A 23336-nucleotide genomic window follows, 5' to 3' on the forward strand; every position below is an offset into this window, starting at 1 on the left:
ATAATCATTATTCGATAATAATTTATTCTACTTTTCATACGCTATTGGCTGAGGCACAATGACCTCCTTTCTCTGACTTGCTTCGTATTGATGAGGCAAAAGAACTAATTTCTATCTATATAGGTGTGAGAATATGATTGACCTGACAGAAGCACAAAAAGAATACATTGACGAACTCGCAATGCAGCGTGTTTACAATATGAATAGCGACGAAGTATTCGTACATGCTTTAGAACAAAAAATCCATCAAATGGAAGATCACTTAAAAGCCTATTTTCATGAACGTGTTAAGTTTCACCAACAGAATAAAAAATAATCTTTTACGCTCTTCGTGCCGGTAACCTTTTGTCTATCGGCACCTATTTTTCGGTTTTGGAAAGCACAATCTTAAACAAACTATCAACCTACACTCATTTTACCCAAAGAGTTAATAAAAAAGCATTAAGCGCTATCCCTAAAAAAAAGATTAATGATAAAATTCCGATTATCGCTGTAAGACGAATAATAATCTGCTTTTACACCCCCTTTACTTCCTAAAATTGAGCCAATGTTATGAAACGCATCCAATTCAGTCATGTGCTAATCCTTTCTTCTTTTTTATGTATTCCCGTAAGCTTTGCCGATAGCGACCGTCCATTATTTTCAGTATCAGTTAGTGAGTCAGGGGTGCCACAAAACAATAACGAAGGCGGTATTACTCGTTCTTCTGCTACAGAGTCACGAGTACTGCCGATTTGGGGTGATGAAGCACGCGCCCGCGGTTATGATTTGCCGGAGCCATTTGGTGCAAGCTATGGTTATATGAACCTACGTCAAGATATTATTGTTGATAAAATTGGTTTTAATTCCGATAAATTATTAGGACAAAGTATTCTTTCTAACATTTTAGTTGAAACAGGACATACTCGCGAAAAAAATGAATCTCATATGCTGAAATTAGATGCTTGGGTATTTCCATTTATGAATATTTATGGCGTTTATGGGAAAACGAAAGGCTCATCCAAAACTAATATTTCAGGTATATATATGAAAGGTCAATCTGGGCCAATGTGGGAAAACTTACCATTTTCTTTAGATTTTAAAGGGAAAACTTATGGTGGAGGAGTAACATTTGCTGGCGGATATAACCAATTTTTTGGGACATTAGACCTGAATTATACTAAAACTGACCTTGATATTTTAGATGGAGACATTAGCGCTTTCGTTGCGACCCCTCGTGTTGGATATGAATTTGTTTTTGAACCCTTAATTTCTGGGCAAGGCAATACCAAAGTACAAGTTTGGACTGGGGCAATGTATCAAGATATCACTCAACGTTTTAAAGGTGATGTAAGTAAACTAAATCTTCCAGAAGAACTTGATTTTTTTATTAATAACCCAGCCACTAAACCTATAATTGGTAATGTTAAATTCGACGTCAAACAGCACCTTGCCCATAAATGGAATAATACTGTCGGTGCTCGAGTCGAGTTTACTCGTAACTTTAATGTTTTAACCGAGGTTGGATTTAATAATCGAAATAGCTTCTTTATTTCTGGAGAATTCCGTTTTTAATGTGGTATTCGGCTATTATCCAAAGGCTGGCATTGGTCAGCCTTTTTATTCTTTTCCCTGCTAAAGCAGATATTCTCCCCGACCGCCAACAAATTGATGGCTGGTTAAACAACCTCGGGGGTGAAAACAGCTTTGATGACAGCAAACCCATTGATTGGGGCGTTTTGCCGGGGCCTTTTTATACCCCTGAAATGGGGATAGGCATCGGTACTGCGCTGGTTGGTTTATACCGGATAGATAAAGAAGATAAACAAACGCAACCGTCTTCAATTGGGTTAAGTGGCTTCGCTTCATCTACAGGCGCATTTGGTTTGAATTTCACTAATTATAATTTTATTGATAACGACCAGTGGCGATTATTTATTTCGGGTACCATCAATAACATTCCTACTTATTATTGGGGAAAGGGCTATTCTGCAGGTAAAAATGACCATAATAAAGAAAAGTACCACTCCCAAGAATTCCAAATAACGCCAAGAGCATTGTATAAACTAACGGATGCCACTTATATTGGACTCGGTTGGAACTTTTCATCAATTAATGCCAGCGACCCAGATGATGGTGCAAAAAAGTACTTCGCTAATTCCGTCGGTGGGCGTTCTGTTATCAACTCAGGGGTCAGCGCCTATTATAGTTATGATACCCGCGATTTTTTGCCTAACGCATACCAAGGGCAAACCTTTGAAGTGACTTACACTTATTTTGCGCCAAATCTTGGTAGCGACACCCGTTTTCAAACCACGCAATTACAATACGCTTACTACCATCAGATTGCCGAAGATACCGTGGTTGCACTTGATAATTATGCGCGGTTTTCAACAGGTAATGTGCCATGGAATCAATTATCGTTATTAGGTAATGGTAATCGAATGCGAGGCTATTACGAAGGTCGCTATCGCGACAATAATATATTCACTAGCCAAATAGAAATTAGGCATAAGCTAGATTGGCGTCATGGTATTGTCGGTTGGTTAGGCACAGGGACGATGAGCGATACACCGTCCGAACTAGGTCAAAGCCACTGGCTCCCTACTGTTGGTGTCGGGTATCGCTTTGAATTTAAGCCAAGAATGAATGTACGTTTGGATTTTGGCATTGGCCGTAATAGCACTGGTGTCTATTTTCAGGTCGGGGAGGCGTTTTAATGTTTAAGTGGGTTCAAGCGTCTTGTTTAGCCTTGCTATTAACTGCATGCCAAAATCATAGCAAGCTTGAATTGCCCGCTATTTCCCCCGTATTAACTTCGCATACCTTTGAAGAAGCTACACAAGATTGGTCCGTTATTCCTTCATTAGTTCCCCCTCAAGGCTTACGTGCATGCTGTGCCTTCGGGTACAACCTCCAAGCACAATTATGGGGGCTCCCCGTTCCTTTTTATACTATCGATAATATTGTAGAAGCCGATAGCCTTGGTGAGCATCATTATAATGATAGCTTTTTAGGGGCAAGTGCAGCTTTAATGGGGCTTAGTAATGAAAAAATTGGCTTATTATATACAGATAAAGGTGGGTTTATTGATATCTCGCATGTCAGAGATACTGCAGATTATACTTTTTACTTATTCAGCCAAATTTATCCACGCCTTGGCCAAGAATGGACACTTTCACTAAGTGAAGAACTGGCCAGTAGACAAATTCATTTCAGCCCCTTTACGCCACCGCCATCTGCACACCAACGTTATACGCTCAGTGCCTATCTTGCGGCTAAACTTGCTTTCCAACTTGCCGTATGGCACGAAATTGCACAATGGTATGGTTATCAATCGGTTCCAGGCTTTTCAGAAAGGATCTCGGCTTTTTCCCCTGAAGATCTTTACTCTAATTTGCTCGGAGCACGCCTTGCAATGACCGTTATTTTGCAGGGTCGAGCGAACTCTTTGCCGGTTTTTTCTCAATCCATAGAAAATATCTTACCTTTAGCCCTGCACCAATTGGGCGCATCAAATAGAGCCGAAACAAGTAAAATGTTCGATAACATTGATGGCCTATGGTGGAATAGTTACCGGAGAGTACCTGAAAAATTTCTTGTATTAACAAGGGACTATAATACCAGCGATGACAGACTACCTTTAATACCGACTCAAATCATACCTCGGGGAGGGTTGCGATTAACGCTGCCAGATAACTACCTACAATACAATTTACCGCTACTTGCTCAGTTACGTTTGCAACCCACTGAAAATATGAGACAACTTCCTGTACCAAACCATTATTGGACTGTTGCGGACTTCCCGGCCCTTGCAGAAGAAGCTAAACAACAAGATATACAGCAACAGATTTTACAACCCTAAATTTCCCCTAAAAATTGCTCACTTAAACGAAATTATCACGATCAAGGTGACGAGTAAAAATGAAGCTTAACTCGCTTTTTTTACCTTTCATACCGCCTATTTGTATTTCACTTTTGTTCCCTCTTTTATCGTTAGGAAAAAGAGGCCTTTCCCATTTTGATTATAAAATAAGCGACCAAGTGGCTATTTATTGAGCAAAATAGCCTTATAATAACTAAGTGAACTGTGTGATAAATAAACAAATTTAACTTAAGTGCAGCCATTTAAAGTAAAAACAAGTAAGACATTTTAATATATAACCATAAAAACTAGATGTAAAAATATTATTTTTACATCAAAATCAATACAGTTAAAAATAAACAAAAAAACCTACAATCCAATACAGAAGTTTACCTAATATTAGCCGGATAAAAGTAGCTCGTAAAAATTTAATCTGCTAATATTCGCTCGAATTTTGTTCAGAGATACTTAGGAGAAGCAAATGCCCTCTCGAACGATGAGGACAAACGCCGTCTTCGCTTTCTTATTTTTACTTTTATTTTCGAGCCTCAGTATGGGCTCCACCAGTACCAGCACAATGCTCAATAAAGAGTACTCTAATAAAACTGTGCAAAATGTAAGTCAGGCCAAAACATCACTCCCTGATTTACGTAAATACCCTTCTGGTACACCACGAAAGAAAGCATTTTTGAAAACGGTTGTCCCTGTTATTGAAAAAGTTAATAAGCAGATTATGGAAGAGCGCAATTGGTTATTATCCGTTCGCGCAAATAAAAAATGGAGCGCTCAAGAACTGCGCCGTCTTAGCCAAATCTGTGATAGCTATGGTATGAAATGTAGCAACCCAAAACGCATCAATTGGGATAAGCTATTAAGTCGCGTAGATATCATGCCAACGCATTTAGTGGCCACACAAGCAGCAACAGAATCAGGTTGGGGTACATCACAACTTGCATTACAGAACGGTAACTTATTTGGTATGCGCTGCGGAAGTGGGTGCCGAACTAACAAAGGTAAAGTTAAAGGCTATTCAGCATACTCTTCAGTTGAAGATACCGTGACAGCGTATATGAAGAATATGAATACCCATAATGCTTATGAATCACTACGTAGTTCACGAGCAAAACAACGCCTATCAAAAGATGAGTTAGATACCACAAAACTTATCAATGATATGAAAGGGTACTCCGAGTTAGGTTCATCCTATAACCGTTATTTACAAGAAATGTACGCGAGTAATGAAGAACTGATTACACAAGCTCAAAAAAGAGCAGCCACTCGCATCTAATTATTGTATCACCAGGTACAAGATATAAAAAATCCACTTAACAAAGTGGATTTTTTTATCGCTATAAATTGCTCATGTTATAGCAGGCAGATACCCTGCGGGGGAATTGAATGCCGCCAACAAAATCATTACTCAAAATATGACGAGCAATATTCTGATTGCATAGAAGAAGAGATCAAATATCATATGCTCATCTTCTACCAAAATAATTAACATCTTTGAGTCTAATATGAATTTCTTCTCTTTTGAGTTTCTTGGCTCTTTCTTGATATTTTTTCTTATTTATTGGGCTTGTCAGCCCAGTGCAAAACTACAAAATGGTCTACTAATTACCGCAAGCTATTTTTTTGTTTATTCGTTTAACCCTGATTTTGCCTATATTTTATTTGGTTATACCCTATTCATTTATTTCCTCACAAACTGGGTGACAAATTGGCTATCAAATCGATGGGTCTATCTCATCCTAGCCACAGTTATTATCGGTTACTTCACCTACTTTAAATATTATTCTTTCTTTCAAGAAAGTATTCAGCAAACTTTAGATAAATTTGGTTTTAGTGTTGGGCTCCCTATTCTTGAAATACTGGCTCCACTCGGTCTTTCTTTTTATGCATTCCACTCTGTTAGTTATACAGTTTCAGTATGCCGCAAAGAAATTCCTAAAGCTGATTTTTTCGATGTCGCTTTATACCTTGCATTTTTTCCAAGTATTGTGGCGGGGCCGATTAACCGCGCAAAAAATTTCATGCCTCAAATCCAAGCAGAAAGCCGAACCATTCTCAATAGTCGCAAGGCAATCCTGTTGATTTCACTGGCGCTAATTAAGCTCTTTTTATTTAGTTCTTACTTATCCGAAAATTTTGTTAACCCTGTTTTTGATGCCCCTATCGGATATAGCGCAGGAGAGATCTTAGTAGCCACTTATGCCTATGCATGGAATATCTACTTTAACTTTTCCGGTTACACCAACCTTGTTACGGGCATCGCCTTATTATTAGGTTTCAGAGTACCCGTTAACTTTAATGCCCCTTATTTAGCCGCAAACCTAAAAGAATTTTGGGCACGTTGGCATATTAGCCTATCGACTTTTATTCGTGATTATATTTATATCCCACTAGGAGGTAACCGCAAAGGCTTTAGCCGTATGAATGCTAATGTATTCCTTGCTATGGTGATCTCCGGACTCTGGCATGGTGCCGCAATGACGTTCGTGGTGTGGGGAGCAATACATGGCTTAGGGATTGTTTTACTCAATTTAAAGAGTTTGTGTATGGAAAAATTGGGTTGGACAAAGGCACTCCCTAATAAAACATTATCAACTTGGGTCTCACGAATTATCACTTTCCATTTTGTCTGTTTTGCTTGGATCTTTTTCCGTAGTGCTTCTTTTGATGATGCGATATTAATGGTTAATCAAATTATTGCCCCAGGCTTTATTGCATCAATTAATGCAAGCCTAGGTCTGCTTATTGCATTTTGGGTCTTACTCATTACCTACCCTTACTTTGTACAAGGTTACCATTATGCGGCGAAAAAATACCAAGATATCCCTTGGTATTACTACCCTATTCCACTTGCTCTTGTTTTAACAATTATGTTTATGCTTTCACCTTCAGGTATGCCGGGGTTTATTTATGCTAACTTCTGAGTTTAAAAAAAACCTAATTAAAACCGGCCAAGTTTTAGTTATTGTGTTACTAGCAGGACTGTTGTTGATTTGGTTAAACCAAGGTTCTTTGGAGCGATTCTGGCAACAAAAATATCATCAAGATACACCATGGGCGAAAATGGCAGGAAACCCTATTTGGGATTACGGTGCTTATTTACATGACGGTGCTCTCGAGGCGGGAAGTGTATTTACTTATCATGCTTCAGGGCAAAAAGCACAAGACGCCCAGCAAGCCGCTGAATTAGCATTAGCAAATAAAAACAAGAAGCTGAGTTTCCCAGACGGTTTTCAAGTGGGCCTGCATTTTATGAATGGTTATATCTACCCAGCAGACAGCTTATCAATAACTTTCCCTGAGTTGCTTAAGCGCCCACAAGCGAGAGCAAAAAGCCTCAAGGGCAATTTAAGTCACTTAGCTATCAAGCAAAACCAACCTATTGTAGAGAAGCATATAGCCAACATTGAAAAAGGCCAGCAAGTTCTATTTGCAGGAGACTCAATGATGCAAGGCATTGCTCCACATGTTAAGAACAAGCTATTGAAAAAATATAATATCGATAGCATTAATTTAAGCAAACAAAGCACTGGCCTTGCCTATCCACGCTTTTTCAACTGGCCCCAAACCATTGCTAAGGCATTGAATGATAACCCTAATATTAAAGTTCTTGTTGTTTTCTTAGGGCCTAATGACCCTTGGGATATGCCACCAAAAACAGGTTATAAATACGTCAAATTTAAAAGTGAAGACTGGGAAAAAGTTTACCGAGAGCGTATTAATGATATAATATCGACCGCACGCCAGCACAATGTAGATGTTATTTGGGTTGGTCCTCCTAATATGCGTAAAAATACGCTATCCGATGGTATGAAATTCTTAAGAAGCCTCTACCAGTCTGAAGTTGAAAGTAACGGCGAAATTTATTTTTCTGTCAATGATGTCTTTAAATATAAAGGCGATAACTACTCTGACTATATCGGCGATGAAAGCAGTACAATTAAATTGAGAAGTGGCGATGGGATTCATTTCAGCAGTAAAGGGCAACAACTTATTGCAGAAAAAGTTTTCTCATTGATCCATTTCGAAGCAGAGGAAGAAAAGGAACCTCATGAAACTGAACAATCTGCGTCAAGCTAAGCTCAAAATTTTAGCGGGTAGCATCATTGCACTGCTATCGTTGGGCTTATTGTCTTGTCAAAATACATCAGACAAAACGCGCATACCAAGTTCGAAACAAGGACAAACTGTTATATCTCAAGGGCAATTAATCAACAATGCTGAGCCTAATTTAACGCAATTAGCAAATAAATTACGTCAAGGTAACCAGCAAGTTCATATTATTCAAATTGGTGATTCCCACACTGCGGCTGATTTTTTCAGCGGCAATTTAAGGAGTTTATTTCAGCAACGTTATGGTGATGCAGGTCCTGGCTTTATTCCTCCTATTTCTATTCCGGGGCAACGTACTGCAACCATTAACCGCATGAGCGAGAAAAAAGAATGGTCACTTTCTTCTAGCCGTAAAGATGAGCGTTTTGATTACCCCTTAGGGGGAATGATTGCTGAACCACAAGCCGCAAAGAGTAAAGTGCTACTCAAGCCGTTACAACCGGCTCTAGGGGCCTATCAGCTTCAAACGCTATACCAGAGCGCGAATGACTCTCAAATGAGTGTGGCTCCAGCTGTTTCACCTAATGTTGCACTCCCGGCAACAGGCTATCAGTGGTATTTTTCAACCCCGGTTAACACCCAGTTACCCGCAGAGGTTACGGTCAATAAAAGTACTGGGCTAAAGATTGGTGGCTGGCTCGTACGTTCACAAAAGCCAGGGGTTATGCTTTCCGCGCTAGGGATCAATGGTGCAACACTTAGTATGGTAGATAAATGGCAACCACAATGGAGTGAGACTTTAGCTCAGCTGTCACCTGATATGGTGATTTTAGCTTATGGTACTAATGAAGCCTTTAATGATACGTTAGACCTTGCCGCTTATGAGCAAAATTTACGTGCTAAAATCCGCTTAATCCGCCAGCAAATGCCAAATAGCGTTATTTTATTAGTAGGGCCGAATGATTCGATTAAATTTAATGATGCCATGAATTGCCAAGCTCAAATGCCTGTAAACTTAATGAATGTTATTCAAATTCAGAAATCTGTTTCAGCTCAGGAACATACGCTGTTTTGGGACTGGCAAGCCTTTATGGGTGGCCCTTGTTCAATCCGTACATGGGCAGCACAAGACTTAGCACGACCAGACAATGTACACTTGTCTGTTGATGGTTACAAAAAGAGTGCTCAAGGTTTATATAGCCAGTTGAGCCAGCTTTTACAGTAACGAAAAGCAAAAAGGTCAGCCGATTAAAGCTGACCTTTGTCTTTATACCTAAAAAATCACAAGAAAACGAAGAAAATCATACCGACAATGGCGCCCGTCGTCCCTAAGATAGTTTCCATTACCGTCCACGTTTTTAGAGTCTGCGCTTCAGTTGCACCAGTAAATTTACCAAACAACCAGAAACCTGAGTCATTAACATGACTTAAAATCAATGAACCACCGGAAATACAGATTGATAAAGCAGCAAGCTGCGCACCTGAATACCCTAATTCACTGATAACGGGTAAAACTAAACCTACCGCTGTTAAGCACGCAACCGTTGCAGAACCTTGGATAACACGTACAGCACCCGCTAAAATAAAACAGGCTACCGCAATAGGTAAACCCGCGCCGATTAGCGAATCCCCTAGCGCTGGACCAACACCTGAATCCACAAGAATTTGTTTGAAAACACCACCAGCCCCAGTCACCAACAGGATAATCCCCGCAGGCTGGATCGCCGCAGAACAAACTTCCATCAATTTTTCTTTATTCATACCATAACGGAAACCTAAACCATATATGGCAAGCAAGCATGCAAGTAATAAAGCAGTGAAAGGATGACCAATAAATTCGAGCCAATGTTCCAGAGTTGAGCCTTTCTCAACAAAATGAGTCCCAATTGTTTTTAAACCCACCAAAACTAATGGAAATAACACTAAACATAAGCTGAACCCAAAACTTGGCATTTTGCCATGTTCTGTATTTGGTGCTTTATAATCCGCAGGAATATCAATGTGTACAAACTGGCTAATAAATCGCCCATATAGAGGACCCGCTAGGATCATACTAGGAATTGCAGCACATAGACCAATGAGAATCATCCAGCCATAATCTGCGCCCATTTGTGAAGCAACCAGCATCGGTGTCGGCCCAGGCAACAAGAATGCCGCAGCGGCAGCAACCCCAGCAAATAATGGGATAGCTAAACGGACAACGTTATGCCCAGTTCGATTTGCCACTGCAAATACTACACCGATTAACAGCACTATGGCGACATCAAAAAATAATGGCAGTGCACAAATTAACCCTGCGATACCTACCGCATAGTGCGCATGTTTCTCACCGAAAAGGTTAAGTAACTTATTCGCAACCTGATCTAATGCCCCTGTTTCATGCAGGATTTTGCCAAACATTGCCCCTAATGCCACAACAATAGCAAGGAAACCTAGAGTCCCAGCCATTCCTTTTTGCATCGTCTCGGTTATTTGTTGAACTGGCATTCCTGAAAACAACCCTGCACCAATTGACACTATCATCAGTGCAACAAAAGCATGTAGGCGTGCATACATGACTAAAAACAGTAATAAAACTACCGAGCCAACCGCTGTGAGTACCAATGTTAATGTGCTAAGCGTCTCAACCGTGCTCATGATTTTTCTCCCGCGACAATTTGTTTAATCGTTAAGCAGGTATTACCGATGACATCTTCAAGAGTTTGGCGAATATCAACTATATGAACATCAGTTTCCGCTGCATTGGGTTCTTCTAAGGCTGCAAATTGTGTTTTTAACATTTCAGGTTTGAAGAAATGCCCTTTACGGGCTTTTAATCTTTCTTCAATAACCTCTGAATCCCCTTTTAAGTAGATAAAAAATAAATTTTTATTGTCTTCTCTTAATATATCTCGATATTTTTTCTTTAATGCTGAACATACAACTAAAGAAATAGAATTTGTTCTCTGCATAGCAAAAATTGCCTGGTTTAATGCGACTAACCAAGGTTGGCGGTCATCATCATTTAGCGCATGACCCGATGCCATTTTTAAAATATTTGCTTTAGGGTGCAGAAAGTCGCCATCAAGAAAGGCGGCATGTAATTCCTGAGCAACGCCATTTGCTACTGCAGATTTACCGCTACCCGATACCCCCATTAGTACAAATGCATAGTTTTGTTGTTGGGTATCACTCATAGGAAACTCCTCAGGCATTCAAAATTATTCTGGCTTTTAATTAATACCGTTATGTTACCGGTAACAAGTTACGGGTAACATTATCAGCAGTGAGGATTTATTTAGCAATCAAATTGGCGAAGAAGAGAACGGATCTGTGATGATTATCTCAATCTGAGTTTAGTGAAGATAGGCAAAGAAAAAAGAGGCACTAACAATATAGAAATTTAAAAGTATGTTTTATTTTAAATTTCAATTAACCCATCTTTAATATTCATCTAAATAATTCGTGGTGTCGCTAGGCGGCAAACGAGCCAAGCCCTAGGAGCATACTCCAGTATGTGACTAGGGTTGGTGAGTGCAGCCAATACTTTTAGTGCATACGCCGAAATTTAGCTTTAAGGCTATATTAAACCACACTATTTCCCTAAATAATTCGAATTAGAGGTAGGCGGCAAATTGAGGATATCTCAGGGAGCATACATAAGTATGTGACCTGAGTAGCCGAAAGCAGCCAACACCCCTATAATTTGAAGTATGACGGGAAATAATTAGATGCTCTCGCCCGTGAGTAGAGAAAACCCCACATCAAAATGTGTCTCCGTCAGCTTATTCCCTGACATTCTCGCCAGCAACACTTCTGCGGCTTTTCGCCCCATAAGGTCCCTTGGCGTCAAAATACTGGCTAATTTCGGTGTCATGACTTGCCCCACATCGTGACCATGGAACCCCGAGATGGCAAGGTCTTCCGGAATTTGAATACCTAAGCGCTGGCATTCAAAAATAGCGCCTATAGCCAAGTCATCATTAGTACAAAATAAGCCATCGGTATCAGGGTACTTAGCGCGACACTCATGCAATAATTGAGCACCTAGTGAATATGATGAACTGACTTCTGTCATCAGATTACGCGGCTCAAGGTTGGCATCCAACATTGCTTGCTCATAGCCTTTTAAACGAATAAACGTACGCTCATCGTGCCTTGCCCCCAAATACACAACATGACGACAACCGCGTTCGAGCATCGCTTGAGTCATTTGGCGGGAAGCTTCAAAGTTATCAATCCCCACGGCAGTATCTAAACAAGGGGAAACGCTATCCATAATTTCAACCACAGGGATCCCTGAAGTTTTCAGCATGCGAAGCGTCCGTTCCGTATGGGTACGCTCAGCTAAAATCACCCCATCGATATTATAAGAAAGTAACGACATCAGCCGCTCCTCTTCTTTTTCAGGCAAATAGCCATAGTGTGCCAGCATCGTTTGATAACCATGACAGTCAGTGACTGCCTCGATACCTCGGATCACCTCAGCAAAAACTTGGTTGGTCAATGAAGGTAATAGCACCCCAATTGCATGGCTTGTTGCATTTGACAATATATCAGGAGCTTTATTAGGTATATACCCTGATATTTCAACAGCTTGAGCAATTTTTTCACGCAGAGATTCCGAAACTTGCTCTGGGTTTCGTAAAAAACGGCTCACCGTCATTTTTGTCACGCCAACTTGGTCGGCAACATCCTGCAAAGAAGGTCTTTTTTTCTTCATAATTCCAAAGTGATATCCCATTCGTTAACGATGCTATGTTCTGCGATCTTTTGCTGGATAGCAATCTTTGTTGCTGATTCACATCACATAAACGTCGATTTTTCCTAAGAACGCCATTTTTGTGGTTGACTCTCTATCATGACTCCGTTAATTTCCGCGTTATATAATTATTATCATAACGAATAGATTAAATTTAAATATGGCCATAAATCGTAGGCATTTTATTAAATTGAGTGCCGTTCTCGCTACTTTTTACAGCTTACCGAGTTTTGCACAAACTCGTTATAAAGTTGAACAAGCCCTATTTGGTAAACTCCCCGCGCCAAACAATATTCAACGGGTAATAAGTTCAGGCCCACCTTCAGACTTATTACTGTTTGCACTTGTCCCTGAAAAAATGGTCGGGTTCGCTTCTATCTCCCTAAAAAAAGGGCAAACTGGCCTTTTCGCTCCACAGTGGCTTGAATTACCTGTTTATGGTCGTTTAGCGGGTCGTGGTAGCACATTATCCCTTGAACAACTGTTGTCCTATAACCCAGACCTAATTATTGACACTGGAAATATAGACGAAACTTATCGCTCACAAGGAGAGAAAGTCGCCAAACAAACAAATATTCCTTATTTATTAATCTCTGGGGGGCTACAAAACTCACCGCAACAACTCACTCAGCTAGGTGAAATCCTTGGTGCCATTCCACAAGCCCAAAAGCTCAGCCACCTTGCTCAGCGATACCTAGATGATGCGATTTCATTTGCGAGTAAAAACCGACAAAAACCACTGAGTTTTTACCTTGCACGCGGAGCAAAAGGTTTAGAAACCGGTGCTAAAGGCTCAATTCATACTGAAGCCATTGAAATGCTTGGGTTACATAATGTTGTAGATATTCCTAACTTCCATGGTCTTACCACAGTTTCGATGGAACAACTATATCAATGGAACCCAGATATCATTATAACGCAATATGAAGAAGCCATTGGGTTTATGACGACCTCCCCGTTGTGGAAAGGCTTAAATGCGATTAAAAACAATAAATTACTTATATTCAGTGGAATGCCATTCGGCTGGCTAGATGGGCCTCCAGGCATTAACCGCCTACTCGGCATGAGGCGATTACAAAGTCATTTTGATAAAAATATTGCAATACACATTAAATCCGATATTACCGAATATTTTGAGCTTTTTTATCATTCATCTTTAACGCCGGAGCAAGTTGACTTGCTGATAGAAAAATCATGAATGAACGACTTAATAAAGGCGCAAAACCCTTCATATTAGTTATTATTTTACTTATCAGCTTGGTTATTGCCCTTACAAGTGGTAAGTACTCACTTACTTTCAGTGAGCTTTATCACCTGCTTGTGAACCCACTTTCATCACAAACAACATTGAACGACCTTCGTCATGAAACAGTTTTTTGGCAAATACGCTTCCCTCGTACATTGGCCGCGATTTTAATTGGTGGTGGGCTTTCTATTGCAGGAGCTGCATACCAAGGAATGTTTCGTAACCCCTTAGTTTCCCCTGATATTTTAGGTGTTTCCGCAGGGGCTGGTGTCGGGGCGGTTATCGGGATATTCTTCGGTCAATCACTATTTTATATCCAGCTGTTTGCGTTTATTGGTGGCCTAATTACCGTTGCCTTAGTTTGCTTTATTGCTCACTTAGCAAGGCAACATGACCCAATCCTCTCGCTAGTTCTCGTCGGAGTTGCGGTCAGTGCTATTTGTGGCTCCGCTATCTCTTTAATGAAAATCCTTGCAGACCCCTATACACAACTACCTTCTATCACATTTTGGCTACTTGGTGGCCTATCTTCCATTACGCAAGAAGACTTAATATCCGTCTTGCCACTCATGGTCATTGCTATCATCCCACTATTGCTATTGCGTTGGCGTATGAATTTACTCAGCTTATCGGATGAAGAAGCCAAAAGTCTCGGGGTCAATGTCAGTTTGACACGCGCCATTTTCATTATTTGTGCCACGTTACTCACTGCGAGTGCTGTTTCTATTGCAGGAATTATTGGCTGGATTGGCTTAATTGTTCCACATATCACCCGAATGATAGTGGGTGCTAACTTTCGTTATCAGCTTCCTGCCTCAATGGCGATTGGGGCAATCTTACTGCTTATTACTGATACACTAGCTCGGACTATTGCAGCAATCGAACTTCCATTAGGGATCTTAACTTCTGCCGTCGGCGCTCCCTTCTTTTTGGCTATATTATTACAAACTAGGCGGGTTAAATGAGTATTATGACCCTAAAAAATGTCGCTATTGGTTATCATCACACTGCAATAATTGATGACATCAATCTTTCTTTGCCTGAAAAAGAAATTACCTGCCTACTAGGAGCCAATGGGTGTGGCAAAACAACGCTAATGAAAACCATCTTAGGTTTGCTGCCCGCGATCAGTGGTGATATTTCACTGAATAACCGCTCTCTAAATTCACTATCACAGCGTGATATCGCGAAAGTAATTGCTTACGTACCTCAAGCACACGATACCCCTTTCACCTTCAACGTATTAGATATGGTAATGATGGGGCTCACCCCGCATATTTCATTATTTTCTGTACCCAGTAATGCCGAAAAAAACTTAGCACTTCAACAATTAGAGCGGCTCAGCATTCCACACCTTGCAACTCGACTGTACAGCACATTGAGCGGGGGGGAAAAACAGTTAGTATTGATAGCAAGAGCCTTGATACAAAGGCCATTACTCTTAATTATGGATGAACCTGCAGCTAGCCTTGATTTTGGTAACCAAATACGCCTACTTGAACAAATTGAAAAGCTTAAATCCCATGGTATGACGATATTGATGTCAACTCACCACCCACAACATGCTGCAGCGGTCGCTGACCATATTATCTTGCTTGATAAGCAACACAGAGCAAGGCAAGGGATATCAAAAAGTATGTTAACACTTACTAACTTGGCAGCACTTTATAATGTGGATGAGCAAAGTATTGAAGCTCACTTCCAATTTCCATCATCATTTTCTTGTTAAGGTCAGGGATCATGTTAATTAACCAAATTGATTTCGCAAAAATGTACCAGCAACATATGCAGCAGGCACAACGCACCCGTAAAGAACCTGAGCATTGGGATAAAAAAGCCCAACAAATGGCACAAAATTGTGCCAATCCAAATGACCCATATTTGGTTCAGTTTCGTGAGTTAATGGATTTTACTGGGGCTCAAAGCCTACTGGATGTCGGCTGTGGCCCAGGCTCTATTAGCCTGTGTCTCGCCAATCAATTCAAAGAGGTCATTGGTATTGATTACAGTGGTGGCATGCTGGAAATGGCGAAAATTCGTGCAAAAGAGCTCGGCATTTCCAATGCCCACTTTGAAAAATTAGCGTGGGAAGATAACTGGGACACTCTGCCTAAAGTGGATATTGCCGTCGCTTCCCGTTCGACATTAGTGGATGATTTAAAAACCGCGCTGCTAAAACTCAACCGCCAAACAAAACTGCGCGTTTACACCACTCATACTATCAACCCAACCTTTATTGATGAAAATATTATTCGAGAAATTGGTCGCGAAGTAATACGTTTACCAACTTATATTTATGCAGTGAATATCCTACACCAAATGGGTATCAATGCCCGTGTAGACTTTATTAAGAGCCCGAATAAAGGCGGTTTTGATAGCTTTGAAGCCTTTGCCGATAGCGTCAATTGGTCACTAAAAAACATGACGCCGCAAGAAACAGAAGCTCTGTATCACTACTATCATGCACGAACTGCGTCAGGTGAGAAAATTCCTTATCCATCAAGAGATTGGGCGATGGTCTCATGGGATGTTGTCGATGAGGCCGATTTAACATTATGATTTATTTACCTGATGCATTAATCGACCAATTGCTGTTGGATGATATCCAATACGGCGACCTGACCACTCGCGCCTTAGGGCTACACTCCCAACTTGGTGTAATGACATTTTCCTCTAAACACGGCGGCTGTATTAGTGGGCTCCACATCGCCAAACGCATGTTAGAAAAACTCGGTATCCGTTGTGAGTGCCATTTTCAAGATGGCCAACACGTTGAACCTCAAAGTATTCTAATTCGTGCTACTGGGCCTATTGAAGCTCTGCATCAGGGCTGGAAAGCCACACAAAACGTGCTCGAATGGTGTTGCGGTGTGAGTCACTATACTCAGCAAATGGTCAGTATCTTGAAACAATATCAACCTAACGCACAGCTAGCCTGTACGCGAAAAACAATCCCAAACACTAAGCCCCTTGCCTTAACTGCGATTTTGGCGGGGGGCGCTATTGTTCATCGAGCAGGTAGTGCTGAAAGTATCTTGTTATTCACCAACCACCGGCAGTGCCTTGAACAACCAGATGATTGGCATACACATGTAAAAACATTGCGCCAAAACGCCCCCGAAAAACTGATTATTGTTGAGGCCGATGACTACCAACAGGCCGTTTTGGCGATTGAGGCACAGGCCGATATTGTGCAACTGGATAAACTCCCACCTGACCAAATTCAGCAATTACAAAAACTCGTACAGCAGCAACATTCTCCTTGCCAGTTATCAATTGCAGGGGGAATTAATTTAACAACCATTGAAGAGTTTGCCCAAATAGGTGTGCCGTTGCTAGTCACATCAGCTCCCTACTATGCGGCGCCTCGAGACATAAAAGTGAACATTTTTAAACAATAACCGAAAAAGTTCGCATAAAAAAAGCTATTTGCCAAAAACAGCCTACCCCGTAGGCTGCATTAACTTATGGCTAATCACGCATATCGCTATATAAAAAACAATATATCGAAATTAATGAAACGGGAAAGACATAATGAAAATAAAACAAATAACCTATTTGGTTGGGATGGCTTTATTCACAGCGCAAGGGCACGCCGCCTCAGTTAACAGCGAAAAAAATACTGATGTAATGTCAGTTTGGAGTACACCACTTGCTGCGGATGCGAATATCATCACGCAAGAGCAAATGACCCAGTTGAATAAAACCAACGTGGCACAAGCATTGAGTACCATGCCAGGGGTTTCTATTCAAAAGTCAGGGAATCGTAACGAAACTCAAGTTAATGTGCGAGGTTTTGATAGCCGCCAAGTCCCTATCTTTTTTGATGGGGTCCCAACGTATGTCCCTTATGACGGCACCCTTGATCTTGGGCGTTTTATGACTAGCGAACTCGCGAGTGTTGAACTCTCTACAGGCTATACCTCATTACTGCAAGGGCCTAACTTGATGGGCGGTGCGATTAACTTAACGACCGCTACACCTAAAAAGCCATTTGAAGCCAATATCAACTTCAACCAAGGCTTTGCCCGCGGTGCAGATAACGCTCACAATATTAGTGCACGCTTAGGTGGCCGTAACGACCTAGGTTTTATCCAAGTTAGCGGTAGCCAATATAAGCAGCGTTTTATGGGAATACCAGATGCAGAAAATAACAATCCATTAGCAGGTAGCAATGGTCGCCGCCCGAATTCAGCCACAGATGATAAACGTATGATGGTAAAAGTCGGTTGGACACCCCGCGAAGCCGACGAGTATGTGATTACTTACCTAAAACAAGATGGTGATAAAAACAGTGCACCGAGCGTTACCAGTAAGAAACAACAAATTTGGCAATGGCCTGCCTATGATAAAGAAAGCATCTACTTCAATAGTACAACTCAAATAACTAATGATATCGCACTACAAAGCCGCCTATATCACGATACCTTTAAGAATACACTCCATCAATATAAGTCTGTGAAAGACTATAAGAAAGGTACTTACAACTACAGTCGTTATGATGACTATAGCAATGGTGCCGATATGCGTGTTGACTTCACGGTGCGTGAATTAGATATGCTTTCATTTGCCGCACACTGGAAAGAAGACATACACCGCGCTAGGTCTAAAAGAGATGTGCCATTCGACCGCTATAAAGATAATACCTATTCCATTGCTACGGAATATCAATGGGTTGCGACTGATAAGCTAGATATTGTCGGCGGTATTGGCTATGACTGGCGCAAAAGTGCTGATAGTAAACGTTATGATTATAAATCAGGCGACTTTAATACCTATGATGGAAATAACCAACATGCATTTAACTGGGAAGTGATGGCTCGCTACCACTTAACGAATGAAGATACCATCCAATTTTCTGTGTCAGAAAGAAGCCGTTTCCCAACGCAAAAAGAGCGTTATACAAAAAACAAAATGAAGAGTGATGATTCCTTCGTTATTAACCCTCACCTTGATGCAGAGCGTGCCCTTACCTACGACTTAACCTACAAAGGATATGTCACACCACAATGGACCTATACAACCAGTGTTTACTATAACCACGTTTCGGATGCCATCATGGCACACCATATTGGCAAAAATGCTGATGGCGGTGATTTGCTACAAAACCGCAATAGTGGCAAAGTCGACTACTTTGGCATTGATGTAGGAACAACAGGGCAAATCACCGATTGGTTAGAAGCAGGCTTAAGCTACGGCTATATTCATGCTGATCCAAAACACTACAGTGTCAAACATGTCGCCGAGCTACCTACCCACAAAGCCTTTGCTTGGGTGAAATTGACTCCTTACGAACCGTTTAGCATTACGCTTACCGAAGAAGCAAGAAGTTGGGCATTTAACTATGTCGATAATGACAGCAAAGTACGTGGGTTCGCCAAAACTGACCTTCGTTTCGATTATGAATTAGGGAAAGGTATTTCAGTCAACACCTCTGTAAATAATCTATTTGATAAATCCTACGAATACACCAATGGCTATATAGAAGAAGGTCGTAACTATTGGTTAGGTATTGAATATAAATACTAACATTTAATATATTAGGCAGAGGTTTAATCCTTTGCCTAATATAATTTAATTAAAAATCATTTTATATTAAAAATAAAAACCACTAATATTAAGTGTAATTACCTAGTAACATTCCCACAAAACAGCCCCTCTTCACACTTTAACATCTTTAAAGATTTTTATGTTTTTTTAACAATAATCATGATTATTTTACAGATTTTAAAATCACCATAAAAAATATACTTAGTTTAAAATAACAATAAGCACTTTAATTCAATAAATTTACCAATAAATCACAAAAATGCTCATCTAACAATACTTGAAGTTAATTGATTCCCTATTTAGACTATAAGAATAAGAATAAAAACCAAAAAAAATAACTTAGCTTAAATTAATTAAGTCCTGATGTTAAAAATTTACATCTTTATAGAATTCTGCTATTTCAACATTTAATTTAGAGAGAGCAAACAGCATTTATGAATTATTCACATGACTACACTATTGATGAAAAGTATATTTTTGAGCAAAATTCAAGTTTAATTTATTTAAAACTTGACCGCAGTCAAAATATCGAATTATCAAAACCAGCGTCTCGATTGTTCGGTGAGATTATTTCATTAAATCTGAAAAAAGGAATCGCAACACGAGATGAACTTCTTACTAATGTGTGGGAAGAGTACGGTCTTGTAGGTTCAAATAATAATTTAAACACTTACATCAGTGAAATAAGAAAAAAACTTGAGCAGATTGGCATTGATCCTAAATCAATCGTGACGGTACCTAAAAAAGGGTTCCGTCTTGATAGTCATATTTCTATCCATGAAAGTGAAATTATCGATACCGAAAATCAATATGATGAGATCATCTATAGTCAAAAAAAACATAAACATATAGAACCCCCTATTTTGGCTCCTAATATTATTACAATGGATTTAGATAATAAAGAAACAGCAATAGAACTCACTCAACCCCCAATTGGAAAACAAAAGACAATCACAATACATAATCATCAAATCAAAAAAGCACAAAAGAATAAAAAATCTATAAAATTATTGCTACTAACAATATCAACATTAGCAGCGTGTTATTTAGTCTATCTATCTATTTATAATCTATCACCGAAACCTGACACCACAAATGGCTATTTAACATTAAGTAATCGAGGGAAATGTGTGATACAAACTCCCCTTGATATGATAGGAAAAACTTCAGATGATAATATTACTTTCATAAAAGCTAAACTCGATAAATATAATATATCCTGTGATGAACCTAAAAGAATAATTCTTTTATCTGATTTAAGCAGGTCATATTCAGTTGATAAAAACCTTTCTATTAGTATCTGTAAAGAAATGAATAGCAAATATGATTGTGTATCAATTAACGATCAGAGAATTTAAATGAAAAAATATATTGTCGTCTCATTAATTTTAGTGAGTTCAGTGACTATTGCATCGTATCTTGTAAAAAAAGAAAAAAGTGATATAAAAATCTGTAATTCTGAAATTGTATGGATTAAAGATGATGGCACTCAAAGTGGGCTAAATTTACAATCTAAAGTTACAATTCAACTTGCAGAAGATAGTCATGGTAGAATGAACATGTATGGTTATATTAAAAACCATGAATTCACATATCGGTTAAATAGGGCTATCTACTTTAATTATCAACAAATTGACTATAAAGGTAATTTCTCCATAAACTTTACCTCTTTTTCCATCACTTCATCAGATAATACCCCTCCAGAAGTATTTTCCAATTTTATCCAACTGGAACAAGATAAAATAAAGTATTATGTAAATATCACTAAGATGGAAGATAATATTTATATCCTAAAAGATGAAGCGTATTCTTCTTTTACCTGTAATATACAGTGATAAAAAAAAGCCTACTAATTATAGTAGGCAAAACCGTCAACATGGGAAATCGTTTTAATACAATCAGTAAGATATAAAATAAATAAACCAGAATAGAAAAATAAAAATTAAATTACGGGCCAAACATCGCTACTTGTGGAACACCATCAGGGCCAATCGTTCCGCGGAACATTCCCTTGGTATTAAATTGCATAACAAAATTACCTTGATTATCCACTGCAATAATACCGCCACTTCCTCCCATATCTTTCACAGAATTCAACGTATTTACCGCTGCTTCTGCTAATGGGGTATTACGATACTTTATTTGAGCCGCCACATCATAAGCCGCCAGCGCACGAATAAAAACTTCACCTAGACCCGTGGTTGAAATTGCAATCGTATTATTATCCGCGTAGGTACCCGCACCAATAATTGGTGAGTCACCAATGCGGCCATAATGTTTATTTGTACTTCCACCAGTCGACGTTGCTGCTGCTAAATTACCCCGAATATCGACAGCCACTGCCCCCACCGTGCCATATTTGTAGTCATACATCAGTGGATCTTGATATAAAGCAGCATCAACGCCTTTTTCTTGGTCAATTTTATGACTAATTTCTTTAACCTTTTTTAACTGTTCAATACGTGATTCAATAATAAAATAAGATGGGTCAACAATATCTAGCCCCTCAGATTGTGCAAATTGCTCTGCACCGACTCCCCCCATCATGACGTAAGGGCTTTTTGTCATCACTTTGTATGCAGCCATAATTGGATTTTTAATATTAGAAACGCCTGCAACTGCCCCTGCTTTATGATCACGTCCCTCCATAATCGAAGCATCTAACTCAACTTTATTATCAACGGTCAATGAAGAACCTCTACCTGCATTATAAAGAGGCGAATCCTCCATAATGATCACCGCGGCTTGGACAGCATCCAAACTATCTCCACCTTTAGATAAAATATCATATCCAGCTTGCAGGGCTTCGGTTAACTTAGCTTCGTGTTCTTTTTGTATATCATAAGAAACTGATTTTGAGATGATATCTCCAGCCCCACCGTGAATAACGAGACGGAAGTTATTCTTATCTATTGCCATTGCAGATATAGGTAAAATAAATAGAGATAAATAAAAAACACTAACCTTCATTTTTAATTCTAATCTTTTTAATATATTGTGTTTTTTAATTAACATATATTTACATACCCATAAAAAAGCACAGATATTCAACTTAGCCACTATAAATAAAAGTAATCAGTTGAAATAACTATCTGATGAAGAATTACTGTATAACACTCGTTTCTTTAGGTAAATCAAGAACTAATTCATCAAGTACTGACCATGTTGCTTTACTACCTGATTTAATGTTACCGCTAAATTTAAATCGTTGCTCACCAAGTGGAATTAAAGGTTTAAATAATTCATCTTCTTCAAATGTTACACCAGCAACTTCAAAACTATCTAATGCCATATAAATAGGAGAATCATTTTTTACTACTAACTCGTTACCTTCAACCCTAAAACTTAGCTTCTTTTGAGCATCTTCAATTAATAATTTTTCAAATGCTTTTGGCCGATAGTAAACTTTAAAATGAATAGCTTGAATTGCCGTAAAATCTGTTTTCTTATTATCACCTTTAACTTCTTCATCTGTATCTATTTTCTTTGGCGGGATAGCTCTAAACTTGACAATATAAGCAGACTCACGATCCTTTGGCAAACTATCTGCATTACCTGAAAATAAAATTCGCCAATCATAAGCTTTACCTGGTTCTAGCTTAAATAATGGAGGTGTTATAATAAAAGGGAGTTTTTCTACTTTATTCTCCTTTTCTGCATTTTTTCCTGTCGCTTCACTAAAATATTCCATGGACCCCTGTATAAGGTAAGGAATATTTGTTGTTCCATTACGTAAATGAAAAGATACGCTTTTATTTCCTTCTATAAAGGTTTTTCTCTCAAAGGGAAAAATAATTGTATCTATACTAGTTTCAGCATAACCGGCATTAACGCCAGTAACACTAAAAAAGAGCAAGCATGAAAGTAAAATATGAGACAAATTTTTCATC

Annotated in this window: 21 protein-coding genes; 16 read left to right on the forward strand and 5 right to left on the reverse strand. The window is 39.3% G+C overall.

Going from position 1 to position 23336, the window contains the following annotated elements:
* The first annotated feature begins 133 nt into the window (after window positions 1-133).
* The 8 genes from ACHB7C_RS13865 (at window position 134) to ACHB7C_RS13900 (ending at window position 9134) form a co-directional block, all read left to right on the forward strand.
* Window positions 134-316, forward strand: a complete 183-nt coding sequence (locus ACHB7C_RS13865) for a hypothetical protein (RefSeq protein WP_042848482.1) — start codon at window positions 134-136, stop codon at window positions 314-316.
* Between the two features lie 236 nt (window positions 317-552).
* Window positions 553-1554: a hypothetical protein gene (locus ACHB7C_RS13870; protein ID WP_272678430.1), complete on the forward strand. Its 1002-nt coding sequence runs from the start codon at window positions 553-555 to the stop codon at window positions 1552-1554.
* Window positions 1554-2699 carry a BamA/TamA family outer membrane protein gene (locus ACHB7C_RS13875; protein ID WP_042848485.1) on the forward strand — a complete coding sequence of 382 codons (1146 nt, stop codon included), beginning with the start codon at window positions 1554-1556 and terminating at the stop codon, window positions 2697-2699. Before ACHB7C_RS13870 ends, ACHB7C_RS13875 begins: the two co-directional genes overlap by 1 nt.
* The gene (locus ACHB7C_RS13880) at window positions 2699-3844 is read left to right on the forward strand and encodes a DUF4056 domain-containing protein (RefSeq protein WP_198861109.1); all 1146 of its coding nucleotides are present in this window, start codon (window positions 2699-2701) and stop codon (window positions 3842-3844) included. Before ACHB7C_RS13875 ends, ACHB7C_RS13880 begins: the two co-directional genes overlap by 1 nt.
* Window positions 3845-4325: 481 nt before the next feature.
* On the forward strand, window positions 4326-5132 hold the full coding sequence (locus ACHB7C_RS13885) for a protein bax (protein WP_042848487.1): 807 nt from the start codon (window positions 4326-4328) through the stop codon (window positions 5130-5132).
* 229 nt (window positions 5133-5361) lie between these two features.
* Window positions 5362-6780 carry an MBOAT family protein gene (locus tag ACHB7C_RS13890; RefSeq protein ID WP_198861108.1) on the forward strand — a complete coding sequence of 473 codons (1419 nt, stop codon included), beginning with the start codon at window positions 5362-5364 and terminating at the stop codon, window positions 6778-6780.
* Window positions 6767-7936 (forward strand): SGNH family hydrolase, encoded by a 1170-nt coding sequence (locus ACHB7C_RS13895; RefSeq protein WP_166685590.1) that lies wholly within the window; start codon window positions 6767-6769, stop codon window positions 7934-7936. Before ACHB7C_RS13890 ends, ACHB7C_RS13895 begins: the two co-directional genes overlap by 14 nt.
* On the forward strand, window positions 7908-9134 hold the full coding sequence (locus ACHB7C_RS13900) for an SGNH/GDSL hydrolase family protein (protein ID WP_395347615.1): 1227 nt from the start codon (window positions 7908-7910) through the stop codon (window positions 9132-9134). Before ACHB7C_RS13895 ends, ACHB7C_RS13900 begins: the two co-directional genes overlap by 29 nt.
* A gap of 56 nt (window positions 9135-9190) precedes the next feature.
* Here ACHB7C_RS13900 and gntU read toward each other — a convergent pair whose 3' ends face one another.
* From gntU to gntR, 3 genes are all read right to left on the reverse strand, one after another.
* Window positions 9191-10546: a gluconate transporter gene (gntU, locus tag ACHB7C_RS13905; protein ID WP_210831544.1), complete on the reverse strand. Its 1356-nt coding sequence runs from the start codon at window positions 10544-10546 to the stop codon at window positions 9191-9193.
* Entirely contained in the window at window positions 10543-11085 is a 543-nt protein-coding gene (gene gntK, locus ACHB7C_RS13910; RefSeq protein WP_042848493.1) for a gluconokinase, read from the reverse strand. Before gntK ends, gntU begins: the two co-directional genes overlap by 4 nt.
* A gap of 530 nt (window positions 11086-11615) precedes the next feature.
* On the reverse strand, window positions 11616-12611 hold the full coding sequence (gntR, locus tag ACHB7C_RS13915; protein WP_166685591.1) for a gluconate operon transcriptional repressor GntR: 996 nt from the start codon (window positions 12609-12611) through the stop codon (window positions 11616-11618).
* A 199-nt stretch (window positions 12612-12810) separates the two neighbouring features.
* Between gntR and ACHB7C_RS13920 the strand changes: the two genes are divergently transcribed.
* The 8 genes from ACHB7C_RS13920 to ACHB7C_RS13955 all read left to right on the forward strand — a co-directional run bounded on the left by ACHB7C_RS13920 (window position 12811) and on the right by ACHB7C_RS13955 (window position 21281).
* Entirely contained in the window at window positions 12811-13848 is a 1038-nt protein-coding gene (locus ACHB7C_RS13920) for an ABC transporter substrate-binding protein (protein WP_042848496.1), read from the forward strand.
* Window positions 13845-14861: an iron ABC transporter permease gene (locus ACHB7C_RS13925; protein WP_071547650.1), complete on the forward strand. Its 1017-nt coding sequence runs from the start codon at window positions 13845-13847 to the stop codon at window positions 14859-14861. The genes ACHB7C_RS13920 and ACHB7C_RS13925 overlap by 4 nt, the downstream gene beginning before the upstream one ends.
* Complete coding sequence (locus ACHB7C_RS13930; protein WP_395347619.1) at window positions 14858-15625, forward strand: ABC transporter ATP-binding protein; 768 nt, start codon at window positions 14858-14860, stop codon at window positions 15623-15625. Before ACHB7C_RS13925 ends, ACHB7C_RS13930 begins: the two co-directional genes overlap by 4 nt.
* Before the next feature lie 11 nt (window positions 15626-15636).
* Window positions 15637-16455: a class I SAM-dependent methyltransferase gene (locus ACHB7C_RS13935; RefSeq protein ID WP_042848500.1), complete on the forward strand. Its 819-nt coding sequence runs from the start codon at window positions 15637-15639 to the stop codon at window positions 16453-16455.
* Window positions 16452-17297, forward strand: coding sequence for a ModD protein (modD, locus tag ACHB7C_RS13940; RefSeq protein ID WP_042848502.1), 846 nt, complete (start codon window positions 16452-16454; stop codon window positions 17295-17297). Before ACHB7C_RS13935 ends, modD begins: the two co-directional genes overlap by 4 nt.
* Before the next feature lie 133 nt (window positions 17298-17430).
* Complete coding sequence (locus tag ACHB7C_RS13945) at window positions 17431-19425, forward strand: TonB-dependent siderophore receptor (RefSeq protein ID WP_166696953.1); 1995 nt, start codon at window positions 17431-17433, stop codon at window positions 19423-19425.
* A 455-nt stretch (window positions 19426-19880) separates the two neighbouring features.
* Window positions 19881-20804 carry a transcriptional regulator gene (locus tag ACHB7C_RS13950; protein WP_166685593.1) on the forward strand — a complete coding sequence of 308 codons (924 nt, stop codon included), beginning with the start codon at window positions 19881-19883 and terminating at the stop codon, window positions 20802-20804.
* Complete coding sequence (locus ACHB7C_RS13955; RefSeq protein WP_166685594.1) at window positions 20805-21281, forward strand: FidL-like protein; 477 nt, start codon at window positions 20805-20807, stop codon at window positions 21279-21281. It begins immediately after the preceding gene.
* A gap of 112 nt (window positions 21282-21393) precedes the next feature.
* Here ACHB7C_RS13955 and ACHB7C_RS13960 read toward each other — a convergent pair whose 3' ends face one another.
* Both ACHB7C_RS13960 and ACHB7C_RS13965 read right to left on the reverse strand, forming a co-directional pair.
* On the reverse strand, window positions 21394-22416 hold the full coding sequence (locus tag ACHB7C_RS13960; protein WP_166685595.1) for an isoaspartyl peptidase/L-asparaginase family protein: 1023 nt from the start codon (window positions 22414-22416) through the stop codon (window positions 21394-21396).
* 133 nt (window positions 22417-22549) lie between these two features.
* Window positions 22550-23335 (reverse strand): molecular chaperone, encoded by a 786-nt coding sequence (locus ACHB7C_RS13965; protein WP_166685596.1) that lies wholly within the window; start codon window positions 23333-23335, stop codon window positions 22550-22552.
* Window position 23336 lies beyond the last annotated feature (1 nt).

Origin of the sequence: Providencia sp. 2024EL-00732, assembly GCF_044006275.1 — a bacterium.
Taxonomy (GTDB): domain Bacteria; phylum Pseudomonadota; class Gammaproteobacteria; order Enterobacterales; family Enterobacteriaceae; genus Providencia; species Providencia huashanensis.

What these genes read in the sequence shown, in the direction of transcription:
- ACHB7C_RS13865 (WP_042848482.1), top strand. Translation starts at nt 134, where the DNA reads ATGATTGACCTGACAGAAGCACAAAAAGAATACATTGACGAACTCGCA.
- ACHB7C_RS13870 (WP_272678430.1), top strand. Translation starts at nt 553, where the DNA reads ATGAAACGCATCCAATTCAGTCATGTGCTAATCCTTTCTTCTTTTTTA.
- ACHB7C_RS13875 (WP_042848485.1), top strand. Translation starts at nt 1,554, where the DNA reads ATGTGGTATTCGGCTATTATCCAAAGGCTGGCATTGGTCAGCCTTTTT.
- ACHB7C_RS13880 (WP_198861109.1), top strand. Translation starts at nt 2,699, where the DNA reads ATGTTTAAGTGGGTTCAAGCGTCTTGTTTAGCCTTGCTATTAACTGCA.
- ACHB7C_RS13885 (WP_042848487.1), top strand. Translation starts at nt 4,326, where the DNA reads ATGCCCTCTCGAACGATGAGGACAAACGCCGTCTTCGCTTTCTTATTT.
- ACHB7C_RS13890 (WP_198861108.1), top strand. Translation starts at nt 5,362, where the DNA reads ATGAATTTCTTCTCTTTTGAGTTTCTTGGCTCTTTCTTGATATTTTTT.
- ACHB7C_RS13895 (WP_166685590.1), top strand. Translation starts at nt 6,767, where the DNA reads ATGCTAACTTCTGAGTTTAAAAAAAACCTAATTAAAACCGGCCAAGTT.
- ACHB7C_RS13900 (WP_395347615.1), top strand. Translation starts at nt 7,908, where the DNA reads ATGAAACTGAACAATCTGCGTCAAGCTAAGCTCAAAATTTTAGCGGGT.
- gntU (WP_210831544.1), bottom strand. Translation starts at nt 10,546, where the DNA reads ATGAGCACGGTTGAGACGCTTAGCACATTAACATTGGTACTCACAGCG.
- gntK (WP_042848493.1), bottom strand. Translation starts at nt 11,085, where the DNA reads ATGAGTGATACCCAACAACAAAACTATGCATTTGTACTAATGGGGGTA.
- gntR (WP_166685591.1), bottom strand. Translation starts at nt 12,611, where the DNA reads ATGAAGAAAAAAAGACCTTCTTTGCAGGATGTTGCCGACCAAGTTGGC.
- ACHB7C_RS13920 (WP_042848496.1), top strand. Translation starts at nt 12,811, where the DNA reads ATGGCCATAAATCGTAGGCATTTTATTAAATTGAGTGCCGTTCTCGCT.
- ACHB7C_RS13925 (WP_071547650.1), top strand. Translation starts at nt 13,845, where the DNA reads ATGAATGAACGACTTAATAAAGGCGCAAAACCCTTCATATTAGTTATT.
- ACHB7C_RS13930 (WP_395347619.1), top strand. Translation starts at nt 14,858, where the DNA reads ATGAGTATTATGACCCTAAAAAATGTCGCTATTGGTTATCATCACACT.
- ACHB7C_RS13935 (WP_042848500.1), top strand. Translation starts at nt 15,637, where the DNA reads ATGTTAATTAACCAAATTGATTTCGCAAAAATGTACCAGCAACATATG.
- modD (WP_042848502.1), top strand. Translation starts at nt 16,452, where the DNA reads ATGATTTATTTACCTGATGCATTAATCGACCAATTGCTGTTGGATGAT.
- ACHB7C_RS13945 (WP_166696953.1), top strand. Translation starts at nt 17,431, where the DNA reads ATGAAAATAAAACAAATAACCTATTTGGTTGGGATGGCTTTATTCACA.
- ACHB7C_RS13950 (WP_166685593.1), top strand. Translation starts at nt 19,881, where the DNA reads ATGAATTATTCACATGACTACACTATTGATGAAAAGTATATTTTTGAG.
- ACHB7C_RS13955 (WP_166685594.1), top strand. Translation starts at nt 20,805, where the DNA reads ATGAAAAAATATATTGTCGTCTCATTAATTTTAGTGAGTTCAGTGACT.
- ACHB7C_RS13960 (WP_166685595.1), bottom strand. Translation starts at nt 22,416, where the DNA reads ATGAAGGTTAGTGTTTTTTATTTATCTCTATTTATTTTACCTATATCT.
- ACHB7C_RS13965 (WP_166685596.1), bottom strand. Translation starts at nt 23,335, where the DNA reads ATGAAAAATTTGTCTCATATTTTACTTTCATGCTTGCTCTTTTTTAGT.